The 23,901-nt window shown below is 56.0% G+C and carries 18 protein-coding genes and 1 pseudogene; 12 read left to right on the top strand and 7 right to left on the bottom strand.

Translation table 11 applies throughout. The annotated features are described in order from the left end of the window. Positions 1-396 precede the first annotated feature (396 nt). The 3 genes from mqnC to ABD971_RS28330 all read right to left on the bottom strand — a co-directional run bounded on the left by mqnC (position 397) and on the right by ABD971_RS28330 (position 3,274). The gene (mqnC, locus tag ABD971_RS28340; protein WP_345327105.1) at positions 397-1,551 is read right to left on the bottom strand and encodes a cyclic dehypoxanthinyl futalosine synthase; all 1,155 of its coding nucleotides are present in this window, start codon (positions 1,549-1,551) and stop codon (positions 397-399) included. Positions 1,552-1,587: 36 nt separating this feature from the next. Beyond that, positions 1,588-2,400: a menaquinone biosynthetic enzyme MqnA/MqnD family protein gene (locus ABD971_RS28335; protein WP_345327104.1), complete on the bottom strand. Its 813-nt coding sequence runs from the start codon at positions 2,398-2,400 to the stop codon at positions 1,588-1,590. 163 nt (positions 2,401-2,563) lie between these two features. After that, positions 2,564-3,274, bottom strand: coding sequence for an RluA family pseudouridine synthase (locus ABD971_RS28330; protein ID WP_345327103.1), 711 nt, complete (start codon positions 3,272-3,274; stop codon positions 2,564-2,566). Positions 3,275-3,780: 506 nt separating this feature from the next. Between ABD971_RS28330 and ABD971_RS28325 the strand changes: the two genes are divergently transcribed. The 3 genes from ABD971_RS28325 (at position 3,781) to ABD971_RS28315 (ending at position 7,531) form a co-directional block, all read left to right on the top strand. Further along, positions 3,781-5,199 (top strand): DUF6513 domain-containing protein, encoded by a 1,419-nt coding sequence (locus ABD971_RS28325; protein ID WP_345327102.1) that lies wholly within the window; start codon positions 3,781-3,783, stop codon positions 5,197-5,199. A 149-nt stretch (positions 5,200-5,348) separates the two neighbouring features. After that, a complete protein-coding gene (locus ABD971_RS28320) occupies positions 5,349-7,148 on the top strand; it encodes a TlpA family protein disulfide reductase (RefSeq protein WP_345327101.1) in 1,800 nt (599 codons plus the stop codon). Between the two features lie 152 nt (positions 7,149-7,300). Beyond that, complete coding sequence (locus ABD971_RS28315; protein WP_339937162.1) at positions 7,301-7,531, top strand: hypothetical protein; 231 nt, start codon at positions 7,301-7,303, stop codon at positions 7,529-7,531. Here the strand turns inward: ABD971_RS28315 and ABD971_RS28310 are convergent. Then, positions 7,505-8,302 (bottom strand): (5-formylfuran-3-yl)methyl phosphate synthase, encoded by a 798-nt coding sequence (locus ABD971_RS28310; RefSeq protein ID WP_345327100.1) that lies wholly within the window; start codon positions 8,300-8,302, stop codon positions 7,505-7,507. The two genes, ABD971_RS28315 and ABD971_RS28310, sit on opposite strands and share 27 nt — an antisense overlap. Positions 8,303-8,445: 143 nt before the next feature. Between ABD971_RS28310 and ABD971_RS28305 the strand changes: the two genes are divergently transcribed. After that, complete coding sequence (locus ABD971_RS28305; RefSeq protein WP_425571384.1) at positions 8,446-9,627, top strand: ribonuclease D; 1,182 nt, start codon at positions 8,446-8,448, stop codon at positions 9,625-9,627. A gap of 17 nt (positions 9,628-9,644) precedes the next feature. Here ABD971_RS28305 and ABD971_RS28300 read toward each other — a convergent pair whose 3' ends face one another. Together ABD971_RS28300 and ABD971_RS28295 are read right to left on the bottom strand one after the other, a co-directional pair. Next, positions 9,645-11,081, bottom strand: a complete 1,437-nt coding sequence (locus ABD971_RS28300) for a sulfatase family protein (RefSeq protein WP_345327099.1) — start codon at positions 11,079-11,081, stop codon at positions 9,645-9,647. 276 nt (positions 11,082-11,357) lie between these two features. Continuing rightward, on the bottom strand, positions 11,358-14,438 hold the full coding sequence (locus ABD971_RS28295) for a hypothetical protein (RefSeq protein ID WP_345327098.1): 3,081 nt from the start codon (positions 14,436-14,438) through the stop codon (positions 11,358-11,360). Between the two features lie 301 nt (positions 14,439-14,739). Between ABD971_RS28295 and ABD971_RS28290 the strand changes: the two genes are divergently transcribed. The 5 genes from ABD971_RS28290 to folP all read left to right on the top strand — a co-directional run bounded on the left by ABD971_RS28290 (position 14,740) and on the right by folP (position 18,944). Beyond that, positions 14,740-15,078 carry a hypothetical protein gene (locus ABD971_RS28290; RefSeq protein ID WP_008699762.1) on the top strand — a complete coding sequence of 113 codons (339 nt, stop codon included), beginning with the start codon at positions 14,740-14,742 and terminating at the stop codon, positions 15,076-15,078. Between the two features lie 68 nt (positions 15,079-15,146). Further along, a complete protein-coding gene (recO, locus tag ABD971_RS28285; protein ID WP_339937154.1) occupies positions 15,147-15,944 on the top strand; it encodes a DNA repair protein RecO in 798 nt (265 codons plus the stop codon). Further along, positions 15,941-17,308 carry a tetratricopeptide repeat protein gene (locus ABD971_RS28280; RefSeq protein WP_345327097.1) on the top strand — a complete coding sequence of 456 codons (1,368 nt, stop codon included), beginning with the start codon at positions 15,941-15,943 and terminating at the stop codon, positions 17,306-17,308. Before recO ends, ABD971_RS28280 begins: the two co-directional genes overlap by 4 nt. Positions 17,309-17,317: 9 nt before the next feature. Beyond that, positions 17,318-17,875, top strand: coding sequence for an LPS assembly lipoprotein LptE (gene lptE / locus ABD971_RS28275; RefSeq protein WP_339937151.1), 558 nt, complete (start codon positions 17,318-17,320; stop codon positions 17,873-17,875). Positions 17,876-18,161: 286 nt separating this feature from the next. Beyond that, complete coding sequence (gene folP, locus ABD971_RS28270) at positions 18,162-18,944, top strand: dihydropteroate synthase (protein ID WP_339937182.1); 783 nt, start codon at positions 18,162-18,164, stop codon at positions 18,942-18,944. Here folP and ABD971_RS28265 read toward each other — a convergent pair. Beyond that, the gene (locus ABD971_RS28265) at positions 18,941-19,141 is read right to left on the bottom strand and encodes a hypothetical protein (protein ID WP_339937149.1); all 201 of its coding nucleotides are present in this window, start codon (positions 19,139-19,141) and stop codon (positions 18,941-18,943) included. The genes folP and ABD971_RS28265 overlap by 4 nt on opposite strands. Before the next feature lie 455 nt (positions 19,142-19,596). Here ABD971_RS28265 and ABD971_RS28260 point away from each other — a divergent pair, with 455 nt between their 5' ends. From ABD971_RS28260 to ABD971_RS28250, 3 genes and pseudogenes are all read left to right on the top strand, one after another. Next, the gene (locus tag ABD971_RS28260) at positions 19,597-21,477 is read left to right on the top strand and encodes a sulfatase-like hydrolase/transferase (protein WP_345327096.1); all 1,881 of its coding nucleotides are present in this window, start codon (positions 19,597-19,599) and stop codon (positions 21,475-21,477) included. Between the two features lie 295 nt (positions 21,478-21,772). After that, complete coding sequence (locus tag ABD971_RS28255; protein WP_345327095.1) at positions 21,773-23,023, top strand: chorismate synthase; 1,251 nt, start codon at positions 21,773-21,775, stop codon at positions 23,021-23,023. 390 nt (positions 23,024-23,413) lie between these two features. Next, a pseudogene (locus ABD971_RS28250) lies at positions 23,414-23,901 on the top strand (IS4-like element ISRba2 family transposase); the annotation flags it as partial.

The following is a 23,901-nucleotide window of genomic DNA, read 5'->3' as shown; positions in this document are numbered from 1 at the left end:
AGAAACGACACCCTCTCATTCTACGCATTTCCAGGGCCCCCGACTAATTCAGCAGTCTCCTGCACTCGGGAGAGGTAACCTGCAAACTGCCACCTCTCCCAAAACGAAGTTTAGGGAGAGGTCGGGCAGAGCCTTCAGCGATGCTCGGGTGAGGGGCGACCGAGGAAGTCGAGACACACTACAAGCGATGTTGCGCGGACGGCCCTCACCCGGATGAGGCCTATGGGGCCCGTCCGACCTCTCCCATGCTGCGCTCGGGAGAGGTGACCTGCAAACTGCCACCTCTCCCAAAACGAAGTTTGGGGAGAGGTCGAGCAGAGCCTTCAGCGATGCTCGGGAGAGGTGACTCGTATCGTCAACCATCTCTGCTGAATGCAGTATTGACGGCGAAACGTGCTAGGTGAGCTGTACCAAGTCTTTGGATGCAAGTTTGCGATTGGCCTCGATCGCTTTTTGCTCTAGCTCGGGTGCGACCAGTTCGTAATTGACGCTGCGTTGCCGCGGTTCGAACCCGAGCTCTTCGATCGACGCACGAATTTGATCGAGTGTCAAAAAGTGGACCGTGCCGGCTTCGGCGACCACATTTTCCTCGAGCATCAAGCTGCCCATGTCGTTGGCCCCGAACAGCAGTGCCAACTGGCCGACTTTCAAGCCTTGCGTGACCCAGCTGCTTTGAATGTTCGGCACGTTGTCGAGGAACAATCGCGATACCGCCAACGTCTTCAAATACTCAAACGAGCCCTTCGGTGGGATGTGAGACAGTTCGGTATTGTCGGGCTGGAACGTCCAACAAATGAACGCAGTGAAACCACCCGTTTCGTCTTGCAGCTCGCGGACGCGGTGCAAATGCTCGATCCGCTCCTCCAGCGTTTCGACGTGTCCGAACATCATCGTACTGCTGCTGACGCCGCCTAGTTTGTGCCAGACTCGCATTACGTTTAACCAGTCATCGGTCATCACTTTGCCGCGAGTGATCTCGTTGCGGACACGGTCGACCAAAATTTCGGCACCGCCGCCTGGGATGCTGCCCAAACCGGCAGCCTTGAGTCGCTGCAGCACTTCTTCGATCGAAAGATTGTTGACCTTGGTGAAATGGTGCAGCTCGGGAGGGCTGAAACCGTGAATGTTCACCTCGGGATAGGCACGCTTGATGTCGCCGAGCATCTCTTCATACCAATCGAGTTTGTATTTCGGATGCAGTCCGCCTTGCAGCAAAATTTGGTTACCGCCCAGCGCGACGGTCTCTTCGATCTTTGCCAACAGCTCGGCGCGGGGCAGCACGTAGCCTTCGTCGCTTTTCGGCCCACGATAGAACGCACAAAAATCACACACCGCGGTACAGACGTTGGTGTAATTGATGTTCCGGTCGATGTTGTAGGTGCGGTAGGGCTCGGGGTGCATCCGCCGCGAGACCGCTTCGGCAGCCGCGCCCAAAGCAGCCAGGTCATGGCTTTCGAGCAAACGCAGCCCTTCGGCCGAGGTCAACCGTTGGCCCTCGATGGCTTTATCCAAAATGTCACGGATCGAATTATCAGCGGCAGGAGCGATCATGGTTTTTCAGTCGTCAGAAAATTCAGGGAGCTTGATTTAGGACGTTTCAATGGGGGAGCTTGAATCAGGAACAAGGCCAAGCGAGACCGCACGGCGACGAAATTCGTCCAATGCAGTCCGTTCGTCGGGGCCAAGGGTGTAATGCAGATTCTCAGCAAAATAACGGTACAGGTCTTCGTTGGTTAGCCCATGGGCGGCAGCTTCACGCTCAGCGATCTCTTCGAGCGATGCGATGCCCTCGTCACGCGACGCTTCGAGCGCAATCGCCAAATCGCCGACGTCCACCCCGGCACGTGCGACCCACATCGCAAACACAAAGGGCAATTCAGTCCATCGGCACCAGCGATCACCCAAATCCCATATTTCTTGGTAACAGCGAGGAGCCGGATGCATTGCACGATCGCCGATCATCAACATCGCGTCAGCATCGATCGCCTCAGGCGTCTGTTCCATTGCGAAGGGGACAATCTCAGGCCGAATGCCGTGAATTTCCCACAACAAAATTTGCAGCAGTGCGGCGCTCGTGCGACTGCCTTCGTCCAATGCCAATCGCTTGATTTCGGCGGCCGGAACGCGGCTGAGCAAACGAACACTCCACACCGGGCCTCGGCAACCGATCACGGCATCCGAAACGATGGTGTGTGAGGGATCACGCAGGTACTCGACCGAGGGAATCAGGGCCACATCCAATTTGCCTGAATGCAGATCATCTGCCAATCGGCTGGGAAGATTGAAGGACAATTCGCCGCGATCCCCCAAACGCTCGCGCAGCCCCCATACCAGCGGCTTGGTATTCAGATACGAAACCGCACCAATGCGAAGCGGAGCGTTAGGCAGTGAAGATGTCATCAGATCTCTTGTTTTGTCGATCAAGGGCGTCATCGATCGCGTGAACGGCAGTGACCGTGCCTTCCTATTCTTTCGGAGACCCGAAAACGAAATCGGAAAACGTCACTTCCCCCTATTCAAACCGCAGTCATCAGCGGCGTTTAACGCCAGCGAGAGGGACAACCTACACGATTTGCTGCAATTCGTCCGCAGGGCATTCAACCGTGACGCGAACGCCGCTTTTGGGGTGATGAAATGCGATCGATTCGGCGTGCAGCATAATTCGCATTTGATTCGGGGACCGCAGCCCCGCCGCAGCCCCGGTAATATCGCTTTCGCCGTCCTCAGGACCGATTTCACCATACAGCGAATCACCGAGGATCGGATGGCCTCGCAGTGCCGATTGGACCCTCAGTTGATGCATCCGGCCGGTGTGGGGAAACAGTCGAACGAGCGTGCGATCGTGTTCACTGCAATAACGAACGACTTCGACGCGGGTTTCGGCAAACTTTGCCTCGGGATCGTTTTCGGCGGCACGCTCGGCTCGCGGTTGGCCGGGGACCTTTCTGAGATAGTCCGTCCACAGCGGCTCGACGGGCTCGATCTCCCCCGCAACGACTGCCAAATACTGTTTGTCGACCTTACGCGTTGCGAATTGTTCCGACAGCAGTTTGGCGACGCGTTTTCGCAGTGCGATCAGCACCACACCGCTGACGGGTCGATCGAGTCGATGAACGACCGCGAGATAATCGCTACGATCGGAAAGCTGGGTGCGTAAACGCGACTCAAGACTATCGGCACCTGGTGGCGATTGTGTCGACAGTCCCGCTGGTTTCTCGACGGCCAACATCGACTCGCCGTCCCATAACACCTTGATCGCACTCTCAATCGTCATCCGCAAACATCATCCATCGTCATCGCAACTACAATGCGGTTCGCATCGTCACGTTTATCATTGTGGTTGTCGTTGCGTGCCTGGCACGTTACCTGCATCGCATCATCTGCTTACCTGCATCGCATCATCTGAACCGATAAGTAGTGAGGCTATACCCGAGCACACAGCAACCGTCTCGCAACCCATACAACAGCGCAAAAAAAAACGAGAGATCCCGGCCACGACAATCACTGAAGTAAGTTGTTAAAACACAGGATGTCGTGTTCAAATTACTTCAACAATCGATCGACGGATCTCTCGTACCTTTAATTTGTAAAGAGAGAATCGATCACGTCAAGATGAGTTGTGTTATTGGTGGCAAAATTCAGAGCTTCGTTTGGCATGATTATCGAGTCATCCGATCGCGAAGAATGATCCCAATCACATCGACTTGATTCATTGCAACGGTCATCCTGTGGGTAGACCAGACCGTTTGCGAAGCGACTCACTGCCCTCGAAACACACTCATGCTTACCACCATTCAACCCGCTGCCGACCACCATTATCACTTTGTCACAGGGCGGCTTGCAGAACACGCGGTGCGCGAGATTGCTGCATCGCTCGCGAAGGAATATTCGTTCACCTATTCCGTCGGAGTGATGCCAATCACGGTGGCCGCGTTGATGACATCCAAGTGGCTGCTGCGGCACTTGGACATCCCCACACCGACGACTCATGTGATCGTGCCCGGCTATCTCGAAGCGGGTTACAACGAATTGCAAAACGGCGTAAAAACACCGGTAATTTGCGGTCCAAAAGACTGCCGGGACCTTCCAGAGGTGTTTGGGAAATCGCGTCCCAAAGTCGTTCCGAGTGAGTACGACATTCAGATTATTGCCGAGATCAATCACGCGCCACGGATGTCGATTGACACAGTGCTAGACATCGCCAAACAACTGCGTGAAGCGGGGGCCGATGTGATCGATTTCGGTTGCGACCCTGCATCGCGTTGCAACACAATCGGCGATTACATCCGTGCATTGTCCGACGCAGGATTAAAAGTTTCGGTTGATACCTTCGACACTTGGGAAGCGAGCGAAGCGACTAATAATGGAGCATCGCTAGTGTTGTCGGTGAACTCATCAAATTGTGAAGCGGCTAAAGATTGGGGCGCCGAAGTGGTCGTGATTCCGGACCAAGTAGACGACAAAAAAAGTTTTGAAAAAACGATCAATTATTTGGCGAGACATCAAGTTCCGATGCGATTGGACTCCATTTTGGAACCGATCGGCGCAGGGCTCGCTGCGAGTTTGATTCGCTATGCGGACACCCGCCGCGATTATCCCGAACTTGAAATCATGATGGGGATCGGTAATTTGACCGAGCTAACCGAAGTCGATTCGGCAGGCATCAACTTTTTATTGCTCGGTATCTGTCAAGAACTAGGTATTCGCAGTGTGTTGACCACCGAGGTGATCAATTGGGCACGCACCTCGGTACGCGAATGCGCCGAAGCAAGAAAATTGGTTTACTACAGCGTCAAAAATCGGGTGCCACCAAAACATTTGTCCAATGCATTGGTGCAGCTGCGTGATCCAAAACTCAAAGCGTTTCCCAGCAGCATGCTCCAATCGCTTGCCACAACGCTGAAAGACAATAACTATCGCATCTATGCCCAAGATGAAACGATCCATTTGTTGTCTGCGGGTATGCACTTACAACGATCCGATCCCTTTGAATTGTTTGATCAATTGATGCAGTGTCCCGAATCAAGCAACGTGGACGCCAGCCACGCGTTCTATCTCGGTTACGAGATGGCCAAGGCATCGATTGCGTTGCAGTTGGGCAAGCAATATGACCAAGATCAGGCATTACGCTGGGGCATGTTGACCCAAGAAGAGGATCTGCATCGCATCGAGCGTAAAAGTCGCCACCGAAAGTCGTAATTTCAGCGGATGGGAGTGACCGTACTCCTTTGTCGGGTGGTGCTGCCGACAGAACCGATTCAGAGTGCTAAAATCAGGACTGTTGTTTGCTTTACTCAACGCATCGCTCTCCCCCCCCTTAGCTCACGCTTCGTTTTTGGTTCACCGTTATGCCGCGATCACATTGGTTCCGCTCACGTTCACCTCGATTCGCTCGTTCGCTTTGCTACAGCGTTTATTTCTCGCTTGCGCTGATTGCCGGCATGTCCTCGGGATGCAGCGACAGCGAGACGGCGGATACATCCAAAGCGACCGATGATGCGAAGTTACCGCTCACGCAGCCTGGGGAATCCAAGCCGGATGTAAATGAGACGGATGCAGCCGGGGCAGGGGAGGGCAGGGCGGATGCGGCAGCGACGGCCCGCGATGCCGCTGAAAAGGGCGAGTCGCTGGCCCCCACTTCACCCGCTGCGATTCCCGATCAGTCGACTGCTGCGACCAAGTCCGCAATGGTTGGCGAAGCGATTCCAGCAGGCGAAGCCATTCCAGCAGGCGAAGCAGTTCCCGTAGGCACTCCGCAGCCCGACAACCAAGCACCGAACTTGTTGACGATGGCCGATCCCGCTGGGGCTAACGACAGCGTCGATCCTAAACGTCGTCAATTGCGAGCGAACCTGACTCCCGATGAGCTCCATGAATTTTTAGCCGGCGCCGATAGCGACATCCAAGCGATTGCAAGTGGCGCATCGGGTATCCAAGATCCGAAAGAAGCGTTTGCCGAGATGCGGCGAATTTCTCAAATGAAACTCGAGGCCGCGCGACGCTTGCAGAATCACACGGACGCCAATGCCGATGCTCGCAGTGATGGTGCACGCGGCGAACTGCAGTCGCTTTCGCACCTTGCCGCGTTGGGGGATTTGAAATCGGCAATGGAGCTCGAGAAACTCGCCACCGCGAATCTCGATTCGGATGATTCTCGATTGGTGACCGACAGCCGATTGGTGTTGATCGGTTTTGCGATCGAGTCGCTACAAAACGGCGAAGCGGATGCACCGCAACGGATTGTCCAGCTGGTCCAAGGTTTAGCAAACTCTGACGCATCGTCGGACATCCCCGCGATGATGGTGATGGGACAAGCTCGCCAAGTGTTGACTCAATTTGATCATGACGCCGAAGCCAAAGCGGTTCGCAATATGATCATCGAACTGTACGCCGACTCGTCTGATCCGCAGATTGCAAAGATGGCGGCTCAATTGGCTGGCAATGTTCAGTTCGACGAAATCGATAATTTGCTCCAACTTGCCATCGATGGTGAATCGATCGACACGGACAAGTGGACCGATGCTGTGCAAGCACTGCTCACCGCATCGCCAGACCTGCAAACGGTGCAGTACCTTGCGGGTGCGGCACTTCAATTCGAAGGCCTCAATCAACAAGACCTTGCCGAGGCAACCTACAACAAGCTTCAAGAACAATTTCCCGACACCAACACCGCAACGGGGCAAGAAGTTCAGCTGGCGATCGATGCTCGAAAATCACGCGTCGACGCGATTGGAAAAACGTTTGATCCTGATCTAAAATCAATCGATGGCGGCGAGTTATCGATCGCCGATTATCGCGGCAAAATTGTCTTGATGCCGCTGTGGGCGATGGGGTTTCCGGAATCGTTGCAATTGATTCCACACTTGCAAGATCTCGAAGAACAATCGCCTGACGATATCGCTATCGTCGGTGTGAACTTGGATCCTGCCGGAGCTCCAGTGGCGGAGTTTGTCCGACAAAACAAATTAAACTTTTCCAGCTATCGAGCCGAATCGTCCGCCACCGCCGAAGTTCCCAACGAGGTCGCGGCCAGGTTCGGGATGGTATCGATGCCGTTCCTTGTGGTGTTGGATCAAGAGGGCCGCGTCGCGTCAATCGATTACACGATCGCACAATTACAACAAACGCTGAAACGACTTCAGAATTAGACCGCTGGAGAAAGTCAATACAGAAAAAACTGATTTGCAAATCTTATCAAGCAATGATGGATTCGGAGCGTTCTGAATTACACTGTGTGATTCAATGAGAAGAGCTGTCCGAATCCACTTTGTCGGAAGTCATCTTATGTTGAGGACCTGAGATGCAATTTATTGAACTAACAGGAAAAACTTTGTTGGACGTTGTCAACGAAGGCGAAATCGATCTGAAGCAGATGCATGAATCGGGCGTCAACGGCGATTCGATCTTGCGGATCAACAAGTTCGGCGAGATCGAATTGCGCTCGCGTGACGAGTGGATGCTGGTTGGCGGATTGATCGGCCATTTCGAAGACCGTCTGATCTCGTTAACGGGACTCGATTGGGCCGAGTGATCGTGGATGCAAAGTCGATACACGGTCGACCCAAGGTTGCAATCGCGACGGACACAACCGACTGGTCCGATCCGTTCGACACACGTCGCCACGCACCGCGTAACAATCGGGAAATACACGCTCTGAAACAAGCCGGTCCACCATCGTTAAACGAATCGATCCTGCCAACGACCACTTCATCGACGCCTGTGTCGCGATGCGGCCCAGCGTCCGGAGCCGCGTGTAACCGAGATGCTCGATCGACGAGCGTCCATCTTTGCTGAACGTGTCGACTAGGCAGCGACGAAACCCGCATTCAGCGGCGAGCTGGAACACCTGTTCCGCCGCCAAACACTGTGCCGACTCGCTATCGGCATAAGCGACGGCAACCAATTCGGTGGTCGGTCCGATGCACTGTGACGCGGACTCCCACAGCTGTTTCATCGCGGCGAGCGTCTTGATTCCCGATGGGCCAATCTTGGCAAAATGAAACGCTCGGGGCAGTTGCGACACCACGTCCTGCCAATCCGCGGCTTCGCCGAGTGCGGCGGAAAGCAGCGGTCGCGTTGGGATCGCCGAATCATTCGCAATCGCACCGGCGTCGCTTGGGTGAATCGACGGAGTCCCCCCCGCCAACGGGGCGATCCTCTGTGCGGCCGAGTGCCAGATTGCGGGGTCGACCGCCGCGAGCGCACCGCGACTTGGCTCTTTAAAGTCAATGATCCCCACCCCAGCGGCAACCGCCTCGCGAAACTCAAAATCGTCCCTCACACTGACTAGCAGATCCGTCACAGAACAACACTTTCGCTTTTAAGAGAGGCAGAAACTGGCACGATTGCAGCATAAACCGGATAGGCGATCACAACCAAAGGGGGTAAAGTCGACACTCCTAACGTTATCAAACCACTGCTTTCCTCAACATTCAAAGCCAAGTTTTGAAGTACGAGTCCATCAACAATCACGCGGAGCTCGAAGTTCTCTGTGAAGAGATCGCCAAATGCCGTTTCATCGGATTTGATACCGAGTTTGTATCCGAAGATAGCTACCGTCCAGAACTGTGCTTGATTCAAGTCGCTTTTGGGGACCGCTTGGCGATCATCGATCCCTATCGGGTGGAAACAACCGATCCATTCTGGGAGGTCCTTTCTCAGCCGGGGCGAATCGTGATCGCACACGCCGCTCGCGAAGAAATTCGTTTTTGCTATCGCTTTTCTGGAAAACCGATTGCCGGTCTGTTTGACACCCAATTGGCCGCCGGATTTGTAGGGATGGAATACCCCGCATCGCTGGCGACATTGGTCCAGCGATTGGTGGGCAAGTCGCTACCGAAAGGCGAAACACGAACCAATTGGCGGCATCGCCCGTTAAGCAAGGATCAGATCACCTACGCGCTGCACGACGTGGTGGATCTCGAGAACATGTACCAACAACTCAACACGATGGTATGTGATCTGAATCGCGAAACGTGGGTCGCCGAAGAAACAGCCAACTTGCAGCAGAAAGTCATCGACGCCGAGACTCGCGAAAATTGGCATCGCGTCAGCGGTTCGTCGGGGCTAAACCCTCGTCAATTAGAAACGGTTCGCCAATTGTGGCTGTGGCGTGAAGACCGTGCTCGCGAGACCGACCGAATTCCACGTCGGGTAATGCGTGACGACTTGCTGGTCGAATTGGCCAAAAAAGCATCAACGAACATTGACAAGATCCGCAGCATCCGCGGTCTCGAGCGACGCGGTTACACCGGCCAATACGAAGCGATTGCCGAGGCGATTCGCGTCGCGTTGGACACGCCGGACGAGGATCTGCCGCGTCGTCCGCGTGGCACCCGCCGCTCGGTTTCACCGATGTTAAGTCAATTTCTATCGACGTCGATCGCATGCATCAGTCGGCAACACAAACTCGCGCCGCCGATCGTCGGAAACGCGGACGATGTCCGTGAATTGTTGGGTTACGAATTGGAACATCGCAAAAACGATCCCGAGCCATCGCTGTTGAAGGGATGGCGAGGCGACATTGTCGGCAAGTCGTTCCGCAAACTGTTGGCCGGTGAACTTGCGATCCGCGTTGCCGATGTCAGCGAAACGCAACCTCTCGAGTTCATCGAAGTCAAAGAGTAGACGCGGAAGCAAAACGACTAGGGCAGCGGTCGCGTTCGTCCCTCGGCGCGAGCTTTCGCCAACGCCGAAGACAACCGCTGGACGACTTCAGGATTTTGGCTAGCCAGGTTCTCGGTTTCTGCTTTGTCCTGAGACAAATCAAAGAGCTCATGGACTTTTTTCCCATCGCTGGTGGACGCAATCATCTTCCAGTCGCCGGAGCGAATCGCAATCGCATTGTCTTTTGTGTCGCCTTGAATAAAGGCGATCTCGCGAAGCGGTGTGTTGGGATCGGTACCGAGCAATGCCGGAACGATACTGAACGAATCTTCGCCCGCGTCCTCAGGCAGTTCGGAATCGAGGATCTCGGCCAAGGTGGCCATCATGTCGGTCAAACAAAGTAGCTGCGTCGATTCCGATCGAGGCTTGATCTTGCCTGGCCAACGAACGATGAACGGAACCCGGTGACCACCTTCGTAGGGCGTGCCTTTTCCGTCATGCCATGGACCGTTGGTAAGGTGCCCAAGTGCCCTCGCGTCTTGCTTGGCCGTTTTGAATCTGTCGCGAATATCATGCGAATCGACTGCCAGGTTCAGCTCGACGTTTTGCGTGCCTTTGAAATCTTTCGGACTATTGCCGTTGTCGCTGGTGAAGACCAGCAGGGTGTTGTCGGCGATAGACAACTCGTCGAGCGTGTCGATGATTTCGCCTACGTGAAAATCAAGTTCCTGCACGTAATCACCAAGCAGCCCCGCTTGGCTTGTCCCACGAAACGGTGCCGCAGGGGTTATATGCGTGTGCGGCGCACAGGGCGTGAAGTAGAGAAAGAAGGGCTGTCCTGCGTTCTCTCGGATGAACTCGATTGCCTTTGCCGTTAAATCCGAATCAACTTGATCTTCCACACGTGGTTTTGCGAGTCCCGAGGGAAACGGTTGCCCCGCGACGACGCGTAACTTTTCGCCGGGAACCAGACCGACAAAGTCATGGTTTTCGACGAAGGCACGATATTGGTCATTATGATTGGTGGGGACGCCAAAGTGATAGTGAAAACCGGCTTCCAGCGGCCCAGGGCTCAGCGGATGTTCCCAGTTTTTTCCGTATCCAAGGTGCCATTTGCCAATCGCGGCAGAGCGGTACCCGTGCAACTTGACCAACGAGGCGAGCGTCATGCGATCGCTCTCGAGTCGATACCCATTTCCCTTGCGATGAAGTCGCCAAGGCAAACGTCCCGTCATCAGCCCATAGCGTGATGGTGAACAAACCGAAGCCGCGGCGTGAGCATCATGGAACATCATGCCTTGGTTTGCCAACGCATCGATATTCGGTGTTTGGATCTTTGTGGCACCATAGCAGCGGAGGTCACCATAGCCGAGATCGTCTGCCATGATGATGACAAAATTGGGACGTTGTTCCGCAACCGCTGTCGCACCGCAGAAGAGGAACATCAACGTGAGCAGTCGAAGGGACAATTGCATGAGTGCCTCAAATCGTGTGGGGAATCGATTTCGCAGAAGCCATCTGCCCCGGGGTCAGGGAGAGGCACTCATCATTATGATGCGGAGCGAGCGAAAGCGTAAGTCTGTTTCTCGCTCTCGATCCCCCGGTGGAGAAACGCCCAATGCCATCTACTTTGGGTAGCGGCCACTGCCATCTACTTCCGCACGAACCGGGTCGTTTTGCAGCGGCGATGTTTTGCGGCAACGGAAACCGTTGCCGATCACTCGTCTGCCATCGGTTCGGATCCGATGGATTTAGCGCGTTTGCACGTCTGTGCTGCGCCGGCTCACTCGGTCGCTTTGAGGACTCATGTAGTGAGTAGCCTCTTCAGCCACCAAGACGGTGTCACCCGAGCGAACTTCGGTGCGGAAGCGATGGTGTCCCGCACGATCTGCCTTAGCAACGACTCGCAGGCGAACCTCTTGACCAGCCCCGATGCGAGGAATTGGATCGAACAAGACTTGTCCGGTCAGCAACTCGCCACTTTGGCCTTCGATCTTGTTTGGTTCGATACCGTGACTGAATTGAGCCAGTGCACGAATGTCGGTCGCTTCTTTGCTGCCGCGGTTTCGCACGATGATTTCGTAAGTCACGTCGGCACCGATCGGAGCCGGGGCAGGCGGGTCGTTGACGGTCAACACCAGGTCCGCAATCGATTCCACTCGGGTTGCCAGTGCGACGCCGGTTTGACCTGCAGCGGAGCCTTTGCAATCGAAGATAAATCGTTGATCCCCGGTGGCGGTCATGTTACAGCGGAATTGGTAGTTGCGACTCGCACCGGGTGCCAGAGCATTGATCTGCCACTTCAGAGCACCTTGCTGAAGCTGAGCTTCTTCGAGTCCGCCGAGGTACTTCACACCGCCTGGCAATTGCAACGTCGCAACGATTCGCTCGCTGATTGCCGAACCGGTGTTCTGGACCTGCAGATTGTAGAGCGATTCAGTGTTTTGGTACTTCAATTCGGGACCGGTCAACACCGCTTCGAGTTTGGCCGAGGCCACTCGGATCGTCTTTTCGGCTTCCGCACGAAGATCGAGGTCTCCCGATGCCATGCCGTGGATCTTCAGATCGACGAGGTCTTGGGCAGTCAACTCGACTTCGAATTGAGCCTCTTTGCCCGCAGGAATGTCACCGATTCGCTGAGTTTGTGGAGTTGCCGAGTTAGGCGACAGCGTGAAGACCACGTTAGGAGCGGTTCCATCGCCGGGATTCAAAACGCGAACCGTGTAGGTTTGCGATTGACCATAGATCACTTCCTCAGGTCCTTCGATCGTCAGATCCAAGCGAGGTTCCTGGACCCGCACCGTCGCGGTGGCGTGCTGAGGCGTCATCGTCCAATCGACGTCCAAGTCATGGGTACCGCTTCGCTCGGCTCGCAATCGCACGAACATTCGCTCGACCGAACCGGCTGGTAACGAATCAATCGTCCATACTAAACGCTCCGAGCTGCCTTGGGTTTGGTTATCGATATGGCCTTGTGAGGCGTTATGACCATGGATCTCGGCCCAATCAGGGATCATCGCACGGACCAGGACGCCTTGGGCATCGATCGCCCCTCGGTTCTCGACACGAATCTCGTATTGCTGAGTTTGGCGGATCATGATTTCGCCTGGACCAAACGTTACCACTCGAATGCCTGGCAATTCCGAAGCGGTCGAATTTTGGCCCTGCATCAGCTCACGCTGTGAATCCAAGCCGTCCGATCGGCTCGTGCCCGTTCGCATCGAATTGGCACGTTGCGAATCGTAACGAGGTTGAGCAAAGTTGTCGCCAGAGTAGTTACCGGTCGACGAGTCTGAGTTGCCACCATAGTTATCCATATCGTGTAGTCGAGTTGGCTTTGTCACCGAGTTTGACGAAGCATCGGCCACCTGTGGAACACCGACGGGTTGACCGTAGGTGACCATTTTTTCGGTTCGTACGTTGAAGCCGTCACCACCGCTGGATGACGCATCCGCATTGTCAGTGGATGGACCAACGAGTCCGGAACCAACCGGAGCCATGATTTGGCTGGCGGCAGCGGCGTCGCTTTGCGTGGGCACCAATTGGCTAGGTCCAAATGCACTGACGGGAGGCCCGGCACGATGCGAGATCGTTTGAGCGGACGACTTCGGTGCAAGATGGCTGTCCGGAGTTTGATAATCGGCCGACGGGGTTGGAACCGTAGCGACGGCACTGGATGGTGCCGCAGCAGCAGCGGGCATTCCCAGCGAGGCGGGTGCCGCGGTAGGAGCCGTCGGTGCGACGACGTTGGCCGGAGCTTTCGCGACGGCCGGTGCCGGTGTTGGTGTTGGTGCTGCTGCCGGTGTTGGAACCGGAGTCGCCGCGGGTGGGTTCACCGCCACTTGTGGCGGTGCCGCTTCTGGTTTGGCGACGGCTGGCTTGGGCAATTCGGCCGACGGGGTTGGAACCGGTTTGGCGGCAACCTTGGCTGAAGCCCCAGCACCGCTGCCACGACGCGAACTCGATCCCGAGCTGTTACTTTCTGAAACGCTGGCCTTCGTTTTCGCAGCCAGCTTGGTCTCGGTGACCGATTCCGCTGATTCAATTTCTCGGCGAACGACTTTAGGTACAAGGTCTGGCGTTGGCTTGGCAGCCGCAGTGTTCGCAGCCGTCGCGGCGGGACTGGACGACTTCGCAGCCGGTGCGATCTCGGCAGGATCGAGGGCTTCGAGCGAACGACGTCCGCTGCGGCGACTGCTTGTTTCACTCGACAACGCGTTCGTGTCGTGCGTTGTGTGGCTGAAGGTTTCGCGAGGAATGACGCGAGTGGTCGTAGGGCGGGCTGCGGCAGCTTCGCTACGATCGCGATTCACCAGCACCGAGTCCGATGGCGGCGTGGGAACGCGGGACGCTGTTTTCGGGGACGAGGCGGTGGGGGTGGAAACCGGGCTAGCCTGTAGCGGTGCCGGAGCACGGCCGCGAATCACACGCGCGGTGCTGCCTTGGCGAGGGTCGCGAATCGGAGTACGAGTATCGGTTTCCGGTGCGGTGGTACCACGATGGTACGGAATGCCGCTCCAATCCGCAGGTGCACGATCGGCAGTTGCCTGGCTCGTCGACGCCGTACGCGATTGGGTATGCGAAGACGATGTCGAGTTGGAACTCGAAGACCGACCGAACAATCCGCTGAGGATTCCTCGCGACTCGGTATTGTGTTGGATCTGGTTGTGTGAGTTGTTTGCAGCAAGCGAATAGAACAGATTAGGTGCCGTTTTCGTCGGAGCCTGCTTCGTTTGCTGATCAGCGACCTGAGCAATTTTTCCGCTTTGCCCCGTCGACTGAAACGCCGCCTGCGTCGCGGTTGGGCTCTGCCCCATCGCTGCGGAGGACATCAAACAGGCAAATGGGATGGCGAATAGCTTCGAAGCCACTAGCATTTTGCGATTGCCGCGCATGCCTACATCTCACGATTTTAGAAAGGAAATTGGATCTTTGGATTCATCGTCTTTTTCGCCCAGCGTGGTCCAATAAAATTTGACGGTTATGCCGATTTTGCATCGCGGGGGTGGGGCCGGTACAACCAACACGCCGACAAGGGCACCTAACCGCCCGATTTCCCAAGCGTTACAATTGCGTCTCGTCATATCCCTTCCTGTCTGCCGTCCCCCCGAACCAGCGAAAAAGTAGAACGACATGAGTCGACGCGAAAAAATCGAAGCCATGCTAGCAGACGAGCCCAACGACACGTTTCTGCGGTATAGCTTGGCGATGGAGCACAAAAGCGAAGGCGACTTTGCTGAGAGTCTGAGACGTTTAGAGGAACTGACGCACGACGATCCTCCGTATGTGCCAGCGTTTTTTATGGCGGGTCAGATCCTAGCCGACCTTGCACTCGAAGATCCCACGCGTTTGGACGAGTCACGAAAATTTTTGCGTGATGGTATCGACCAGGCGCGTAGCCAAGGCGACGCTCATGCCGCCGCCGAAATGAGCGAATTGCTATCATCGCTCGGTGAGCGAGGCGAATTGTAGACGGGCAGGGGGGCTGCGAATATTTTTTTTCTTCTTTCACTCTGAACCACCAACCCTAGGCGAGTCCCGTGGCGGCCGACCAAAGCCATGCGATTGTTCTTCGCACTACGGAATTTAGCGAGACAAGTCTCGTTGTGACGCTATTCACACGCGACTTTGGGCGGTTATCGGCGATCGCCAAAGGGGCTCGGCGGCCCAAAGGACCCTTCGAAGGTTCGCTTGACCTGTTAGCCGTTTGTCGTGTAGTCGTTCATCGTAAGAGTAGCGATGCGCTCGATTTATTGACCGAAGCGAAACTGCATCGACGTTTTCGCGGGGCCGATCGTTCGCTCGCTCGCGTTTACGCTGGCTACTACGTCGCTGAAATATTGCGGCTGATGACCGATGACCATGACCCTCATGTTGATGTTTACGATTTGACGATTTCAGTCTTGAACCAGATTGATGGCGTCGGCGATGTTGCCTCGACCATCCTTTTTTACGAAGCCCAGATGCTGCGGTTGCTTGGCCACGCGCCGGGGACCGATCGCTGCACGGACTGTGGAAAAGAGATGGCAACGACGGCATCGCGGATTCCGTTTGCATTGGCGACCGGAGGCATCGTCTGTGCCAACTGTGCACCGCGCCAGCATCAATTGATTTCCGTTCGCAACGTGGTGATTCAGCAATTACGAGACTTGGTCGATTCCAAAACGTCGCTGCCAACCTTGGTTTCCGCCCACGTTTATGGGGAGCTAAGAGCGGTGATGAGCCGATATATACAAACGATCGTGGGCAGAGTGCCCCGAACGCAGTACTTGCTGCCGCAGTCGGTGCAAACCGAGACCCTGCCGTCTGCCTCGAATCCTACGGAACCGACCGCATGAAGCGATACGACCAAACCATGCATCTATTGCTACCAAATTCGATCCGTCAATGGATTCTCACTTCCGAGGATCGCATCACGCGTCAAGCGATGCTGCGTCTCGTCGGCACATCCCGCTGGATTGCCACGGCGATCGCGGTTTGCACACTCGGCGGGACGGTGGGATGCCAATCCTTTTCGCGACCGCCCAGTTTATTTCCATCGAAGTCGGCGCTGTATGACGTGCCCGATGAAGAGGGCGTTCGCCAAGCTTCGGCAACCAATTCGTTTGGCGACACCGCACGAAAAAATACAACTCGCGTGGTGAACTTTGTCACGATGCGTGAACAGGAAAACGTGACGAAGGCGAAAGACCTTTACAAGCAAGGCGATACCGTTTTCCGGCAAGCCGAGACGATGAACGACGAAGAGGCCAAGGCAACCTTTCACAAGGCAGCCAAATTGTTTCGCCGAGCCAACGAAGCATCGCCGGGTACTGCGCTGCAGCAGGACGCGATGTTTATGCAAGCTGAAAGCTTGTTCTTTGCCGATCGCTTGAACGAGGCGAGTGAAGCCTACACGGAACTGCAAAAAACCTATCCACGCAATCGCCACAACGACCGCATCACCGCTCGCTTGTTCAGCATCTCGCGATACTGGATCGACACCGAAAAAGCGACCGAAGGCAAGTGGAAGTTCTTGAATCTGACTGACCACAAACGCCCGATCACGGACGCCGACGGTCATGCCATTCGTGTGCTGGATCAAATTCGTTACGACGACCCGACCGGCAAATTAGCGGACGATGCCACCATGGCCGCCGCTGCGGAACACATTCGCCAAGGCAAATTTGAAAAAGCCGACGAATTCCTCACCGATTTGCGAGAAACGTACACCGATAGCGAGCACTTGTTCCTCGCCCATTTGCTCGGTATCCGCTGCAAGCTAGAGATGTATGCGGGGCCTGCCTACAGTGGTTTGGTGCTGGATGAAGCCGACAAGATTGTCGAGCAAACTCGCACTCGGTTCCCCGACAAACTGCGTGACGAAAAATACTCTGACATTCTTGCCCGTGCTGCCGCGGAAATCTCCTTTCATCGCGCCGAACGCTTGGCCACCCGAGCTCGCTTTCGCGAAAACAAGAAAGAGTATGGTGCCGCCCGCTACTACTACAACGAGCTGCTCAAGTCGCACCAGGACACTCCACATGCCGAGACAGCTCGCACTCGATTGGCAGCGATCGAAAAACTGCCTGACGTGCCGACGCCGCAACTTGCTTGGCTGACGACGGTGTTCCCGGACTCCAAAGCATCCACGCCGCTGGAAACCACCTTTGACAACGGCCAAGAGAATCCCGAGACCGATAGTCCCACCCTGCTAAGGTAAACGACGGCTGTGAATCGAATCGTCAAACCTATCGACGCGATTGTTCGCAGCATGCTGTTGCTGGGCATCACGCTATCGCTATCGATCATAGGCGGATGTTCGCTGTATCAATACGGCCCTTCGTCGCTGTACCGATCGGATGTTCGCACCGTGCACGTTCCGATCGTTCGTAACGAAACGTTTCGTCACGACCTGGGGCCGCGGTTGTCACTGGCAATCGTGACCGAAATTGAAAGTCGCACGCCGTTTAAAGTCGTCTCGGACCCTGGGGCCGACAGCACGCTGTTGGTGGTCTTGACCAGCGAAAACAAAAACGTGCTGTCGGAAACCAGCTCGGATGATCCGCGTGCTCTCGACGCGACGCTGACCGCGCGAGCGGATTGGGTCAGCCGTCAAGGCGAAAAGTTGTTCCAGAACACCGTCGCTCCCAACAGCGGTTCGGTGATCTCGTTCAGCCAAGACTCGCGACTTGTGCCCGAAGCGGGCCAGTCGATCGATACGGCCATGCAAGCGACGATCGAAAAACTTGCCCAGCGAATTGTTTCTCAGATGGAACTTCGTTGGTAAGCCCATCCGTTGTAGAATGCAGCGACGTTCCGTCAAGGAACGCGTCGCAATTCTCTTCAGCACACGTGATGGCAATCTCAAGTTAATGTCTGCAACGGACTCGGCCTCGGACAACGGCCCCGATAATACAGCGGATCACAGGGCCAACTCCAGTGACGGGGCCAATTCCAGTGACAGGGCCAACTCCAGTGACAGGGCCAATTCCCACTCCCCGGTTAATTCCAAGCGGTGCGATCACTGGGACATTGGCACACGACGACTCAGCTTTGGCCGTCTTCCGCTGGTGATGGGGATTTTGAATGTCACCCCGGATAGTTTTTCCGATGGGGGGCGTCACCAATGCGTCGACGTTGCCGTCGCCGCGGCGCTGCAAATGCAAGCCGATGGGGCGGCGATCATCGATATTGGCGGCGAGAGCACACGACCGTACAGCGACGTGGTCGATTGCCAAGAAGAGATCGCTCGTGTGTTGCCGGTGATCAAGCAATTATCGGGGCAGCTAACGATTCCGATCAGCATCGATACATCCAAGGCCGAAGTCGCCAAGCGGGCTCTCGATGCCGGCGCCGAGATCATCAACGACGTGACGGGGCTCGAAGGCGATCCGTCGATGGGAGAGTTGGCGCGGGAACGCGGCGCCGGAGTCTGCGTGATGCATATGCGGGGAACGCCGCAAACGATGCAAGACGATCCACGCTACGACGATGTCGTGGCCGAGATCGAGCACTATCTGCAGGAGCGACTGCGTTGCTGCGAACGGATTGGAATCCGCCGAGACCGAGTATGTTTGGATCCCGGGATCGGTTTCGGCAAGACACACCAGCACAACTTGATGCTGCTACGTGCGACTCGTCGATTCGTCCAGCTCGGTTCGCCCTTATTGATTGGGCATTCACGCAAAGGCTTTATCGGGAATCGGATCGGCGACAAAAATGCCGACCGTACGGCGGGCACGCTAGGTGTTTCCCTGGCGATGGCCGTAGCAGGTGCGCAAGTGATCCGCGTTCACGATGTCAAACCAACCGTGGATGCCCTGACTCTTTTCGAAGCCTCAGGCGGCCTCGATTAGCGAGCCTGCTTGGGCGTCGTCTCGCCCCGTTTAGGCTCACGAGTCTGCTCATTCGCAGCCGGGGCGTTCTTCGTCGATGACGACGTGGGCCCGGTTACGAACAGTTGCCCGGTATCGACCGTTCCGTTGGCACTGACTTGAAACGTATCCTTCAAACCATGGACGGTTTGAACGGTGTAGGTTGCTAGATTAATCATCTTCGGTTCCCCTGCTGCCCAACGCAGATTGACGTTTAGTACTTTAAAAGTATTCGCCTATTTCCCACGACATCCCCGAACAAACTGACACCGAATTGCCAGAAGTGAGACTCTAGGAATCAGTTTATCACGAATGATCTGAATAGTCGCATCAAAATCGGGTCCATGGCAATGTGGAAATCCCAAGTCAATGGAGTACAATCACCCGTAAAGCCCCGTCATGGTAGCCACGGCAAACACAAGGCAACGTGTCGGGGATACAATTGTTTCGACAAGAGCGTTCCGAAAACTTTCCTAAATCCGGCCAATCCGAAAAGACTCGCTCGATCGCAAAAAAATCGACTCGACGGGTGTCCTTTTTTTGGATGTCGCTATGCACGACATGATTGAGCCGGAGCCTCGTTTTGATTTGATCCCTGATCCTACAACACCTCCCATCCCGAAGCGACCTGTTTATGCCCCCCCACACCTTGATTCGCGGCCTGCTGATCGGCATCAGCATGGCTGCGGCCTTATCGACAACGCAACGTGCTGAAGCGGAGCCAACGCGACCCAACATTCTGTGGATCACCAGCGAGGACAATGGACCGCAATTGGGGTGTTACGGCGACACCTATGCAGACACACCCAATATCGACGCCTTGGCAGCAAAGTCGTTGCGGTTTCAACATTGTTGGTCCAACGCCCCCGTCTGTGCTCCGGCCCGCACAACCATTATCTCCGGTATGCATGCAACCAGCCTGGGCGGCCACCACATGCGAAGTGGGGTTCGTTTGCCAGCCGATGTGAAACTGTATCCGCAAGTGCTTCGCGAGGCGGGCTATTACTGCACCAACCACTCCAAAACCGATTACAACTTTGCCAACGACGACGCGGGCTGGCAAAAGGGGGGCGGCAAATCGCCATGGCGAAGTCGTCCAACCGAGGCGACGCCGTTTATGTCGGTGATCAATTTCACCGTCAGCCACGAAAGCCAGATTCGCAAACGTCCGCATACCTTGGTACACGATCCTGCCAAAGCCCCTCTTCCTAAGTATCACCCGGATACACCCGAGGTGCGTCATGACTGGGCCCAGTACTACGACAAGTTGACCGAGATGGACAAGATGGTGGGTGGCGTCTTGAAAGACCTCGAAGCGGATGGGCTCGCGGATTCGACGATCATCTTTTATTACGGCGACCACGGCAGCGGGATGCCTCGCAGCAAGCGTTGGCCGTTTGATTCGGGATTGCGTGTCCCCTTGTTGGTCCATGTGCCCGAGCAATTTCGTTCGCTTGCCCCCAAGAATTACATGCCCGGTGGCGAGTCGGCTCAATTGGTCTCGTTCGTCGATCTGGCTCCGACCGTGATCAGCTTGGCAGGGGTAAAACCACCGGCGAACATGCAGGGCGTTCCGTTCGCAGGATCGTTCGCAGGCCCCGCAAAACCGTACTTGTACGGCTGGCGTGGACGAATGGACGAGCGTATCGACATGGTTCGTAGCTGTACCGATGGCCGCTATGTCTATATGCGACATTTCTATCCAGAGCGTCCGTACTTGAAACATGTCGATTACATGTTCCAAACGCCCACCACTCGCATTTGGAAACAGATGTTTGATGAAGGCAAATTGAACGAGGACCAAGCAAAGTTCTGGCAGCCCAAACCGGTCGAAGAATTGTTTGACTTACAAAGTGATCCCGACGAGGTCAAAAACCTTGCTGGCGACGCAGCACACGCGGATCGAGTTAGCATGATGCGAGATGCCGTTCACCGCTGGATGATTGAAACCGGCGACATGGGAATGTTCCCCGAAGCCGAGATGCACCGCGTGGTCGCGGAAGACCAATCGCCTCGCGAATTTGCATTGAACCATCCCGGGTTAATGACGCGTCTTGCTGAAACCGCGCTGGACGCGACGGACGTCGACAGTGACATGAGCAGCGAAAAAGCGATCGAGCTTTCGGCTGACCCAGAGGCGGTGATTCGCTTTTGGGCGGTCCGCGGCATCGGACTTCGCAACGCAACCACGCCCGCAGCAATCCAAGCGGTCAAGCGTGCGATGAACGACGAATCGCCAAGCGTCGCGATCGCGGCGTGTGAAGCAATCCAAATCATCGGAGGCAAAGCCGAGCAGCAAGCCGCGACCGAGCGGCTATTGGAATTGGCCAACGTCGAAACCGTAGGGCACTTCGCTGCCATCGAGGCGTTGAATGTAATCGACATGGGGGCTCCGCTTGATGCGAAGCTGAAACAACAGATCGCGGCGCTACCACGATCGTTGAAAAAGCCACCGCCACGTGTCGGCAAGTACGTCGGCCGCCTGATCGACGACATGAGCGTGGCGACGCCATAGAGGCTTTGCACGTCGGTGGGCTGCGGCCGCACCGCCCAGTGCCATCTACAATTGGGCATGGCCATCTACAATTGAGCATGAAACGAGTGGATTAGGATTCGGTGCGGCGCAAGTCGCCCGGTCGAAACCCGAACGTTTTTTGCGCTGCAACCGGACGGGCCCCATACCGCGAGCGCTAGAGACTAGATGGCGAGCCCACATCACTTAGGACTCTGGGTCGACAGATCGCGACGAACTCGCGACGATAACAGGCAGACGTCTTCATTATTTGCTTGTTTGGGTTGAGATTGGTTTGATGGAAATTCTTGGCGGTCCTCTATTCAGCGTTGCCGGTGCGGGCGAATCGCATGGTCCAGCCGTGACGACGATTGTGTTTGGCTGCCCGGCGGGGCAAATGATTCGCCGCGTCGAGGTGCAAAAATACCTCGACCGCCGACGCCCAGGCGGAAACAAGCACGGAACGCCACGTAACGAGAAAGACAAGGTCGTCTTTCTGTCGGGGTTATTCCAAAACGACACCGATCAATTGCTCGGCGGCGGCAAGGTCACGGTCCAACTTGACGGCGACACCTACGAAAGCGAAGCGTACGAAGAGGGCTACACCACCGGCGAACCGATTGCCGCAATCGTGCTCTCGACCTCGAAAAAGTCAGGCGATTACACCCAGTTCGCTGGCCCCACCGGCGAAGTCCGCCCGGGACACACCGATCTCGTCAAATTCCATAAATCCGGCGGGTTCGTCGATGTCCGCGGTGGCGGCCGATCCAGCTACCGAGCCACGATCTCGGACGTCGTGGGCGGCTCGATTGCGAGAATTTTGTTGGCCGAGAAATTCGGCACCGTGATCCTGTCGTCCATCTCGCAAGTCGGATCGCTGAAGGCAAAACAGAGTTTGGCCAATCGAGTTGCCGAGTTGATGCAGGACGGACAGCGGAAACCGATTGCGGCCGACACGATCGCGAAACTCGAAGATTCATTGGCCTCGGCGACCATCCATTCGATCGATTCCGAATTCGCCGAGGAAGCGGGCGAGTTGATCAAACAGACACGGATGAAGGGCGATTCGCTCGGGGCGATGGTCGAAGTGGTCGCCGTCAATGTGCCTCCGCTACTGGGCGATCCGCTGTACCAAAGTTTGAAAGTCCGCTTGATGGGCGCCCTGGGTGGGCTAAATGCCGTCCAGTCCTGCGAAGTCGGCGCGGGACGCGAGGTCGTCGAGCGACTCGGCAGCGACAACAACGACCCGATCCGCAGCAGCGGCTATGTCCGCAACAGCCACGGCGGCATGATCGGTGGGATCACGACCGGAATGCCACTGGTGATGCAGGTCGGATTCAAACCGACTTCGACGATCAATCAGCCGCAAGAATCGGTGCGCAAGAACTTGGAAGAGATCGATTTTGAATTGGTCAAAGGACGCCACGACCCTTGTGTCGGCGTTCGTGCCGGCGTGACGCTCGAGTCGCGAGTGGCGATCGAGCTGCTGAACGCCGCGATGTCGCACCAAGCGAGCCAATTGTCGAGCGATCTTTCGCAGCTGTTTTAGGCTGCTGCCGTCGTTTGCAAGATGAACCTGCACTCCCTAACACAACGAGCCCCACCGGAGAGCCGGCTGCCGCCGACTCTGACCTCCCCTGTGGGGAGGTGAATTTTGATTCACCCTCCCTCCGGGAGGGTCGGCCGCACGAAGCGGCCGGGGAGGGCTAGGGACCTGGAATTGGCACGCTTTATTTCTAACACAGCGAGCCCCACCGGAGAGCCGGCTACCGCCGACTCTGACCTCCCCAAAGGGCATTGGTGTCTACACAAATCGATCGATTTGATATTGATTGCCGGATGGGATTCAAATTGCGTTGGAAAAACGCTTGCAAACACAGTATCGCACACAGGTTAAGTCGCATATGAAGGCTGCCACAAGGTCCAACCCCGGGCCTCACTGCTCGGTGGACGTCGAGAAAACGACTTCGGCCAGTCAGAACCTGTGGCGTTTCCTGAAGAATGACCGGGTTTCGCTTGAGAAACTTATCGAGCCACTCAGGAAGCTTGGTCGAGATGGCTGCCGGAGCAGCCAAAGCAAGTTTGTCTTGGTCGCCCATGATTGGTGCAAGCTGGACTACAAGAGCCACGCCAATCGTAAGAGCGACTTGCTTCAGCTCACCCACAAGACGGACATCGGCTACGACTTGACGACGGCCCTGTTGGTCGAGGCGGACACCGGAATCACGCTGGCTCCCATGCAGATCCACCTCAAGACGAGCGAGGCTCTGCACAGCACCGCAAAGGAACCTCCGCGGTGGGAGGGGCACCATCTCGACCAGCTTGAGACGACAATGGCCGAGGCTTCCAACGGCTGGGATCTGCCACGAACTCCTGTTCATGTAATCGATCGCGAAGCGGACTCACTGGGACGGCTACGACGCTGGC

Source organism: Novipirellula rosea (assembly GCF_039541335.1).
Taxonomy (GTDB): domain Bacteria; phylum Planctomycetota; class Planctomycetia; order Pirellulales; family Pirellulaceae; genus Novipirellula; species Novipirellula rosea.
Note: the sequence above shows the minus strand (reverse complement) of the source record. Positions and strands in the feature narration are given on the sequence as shown.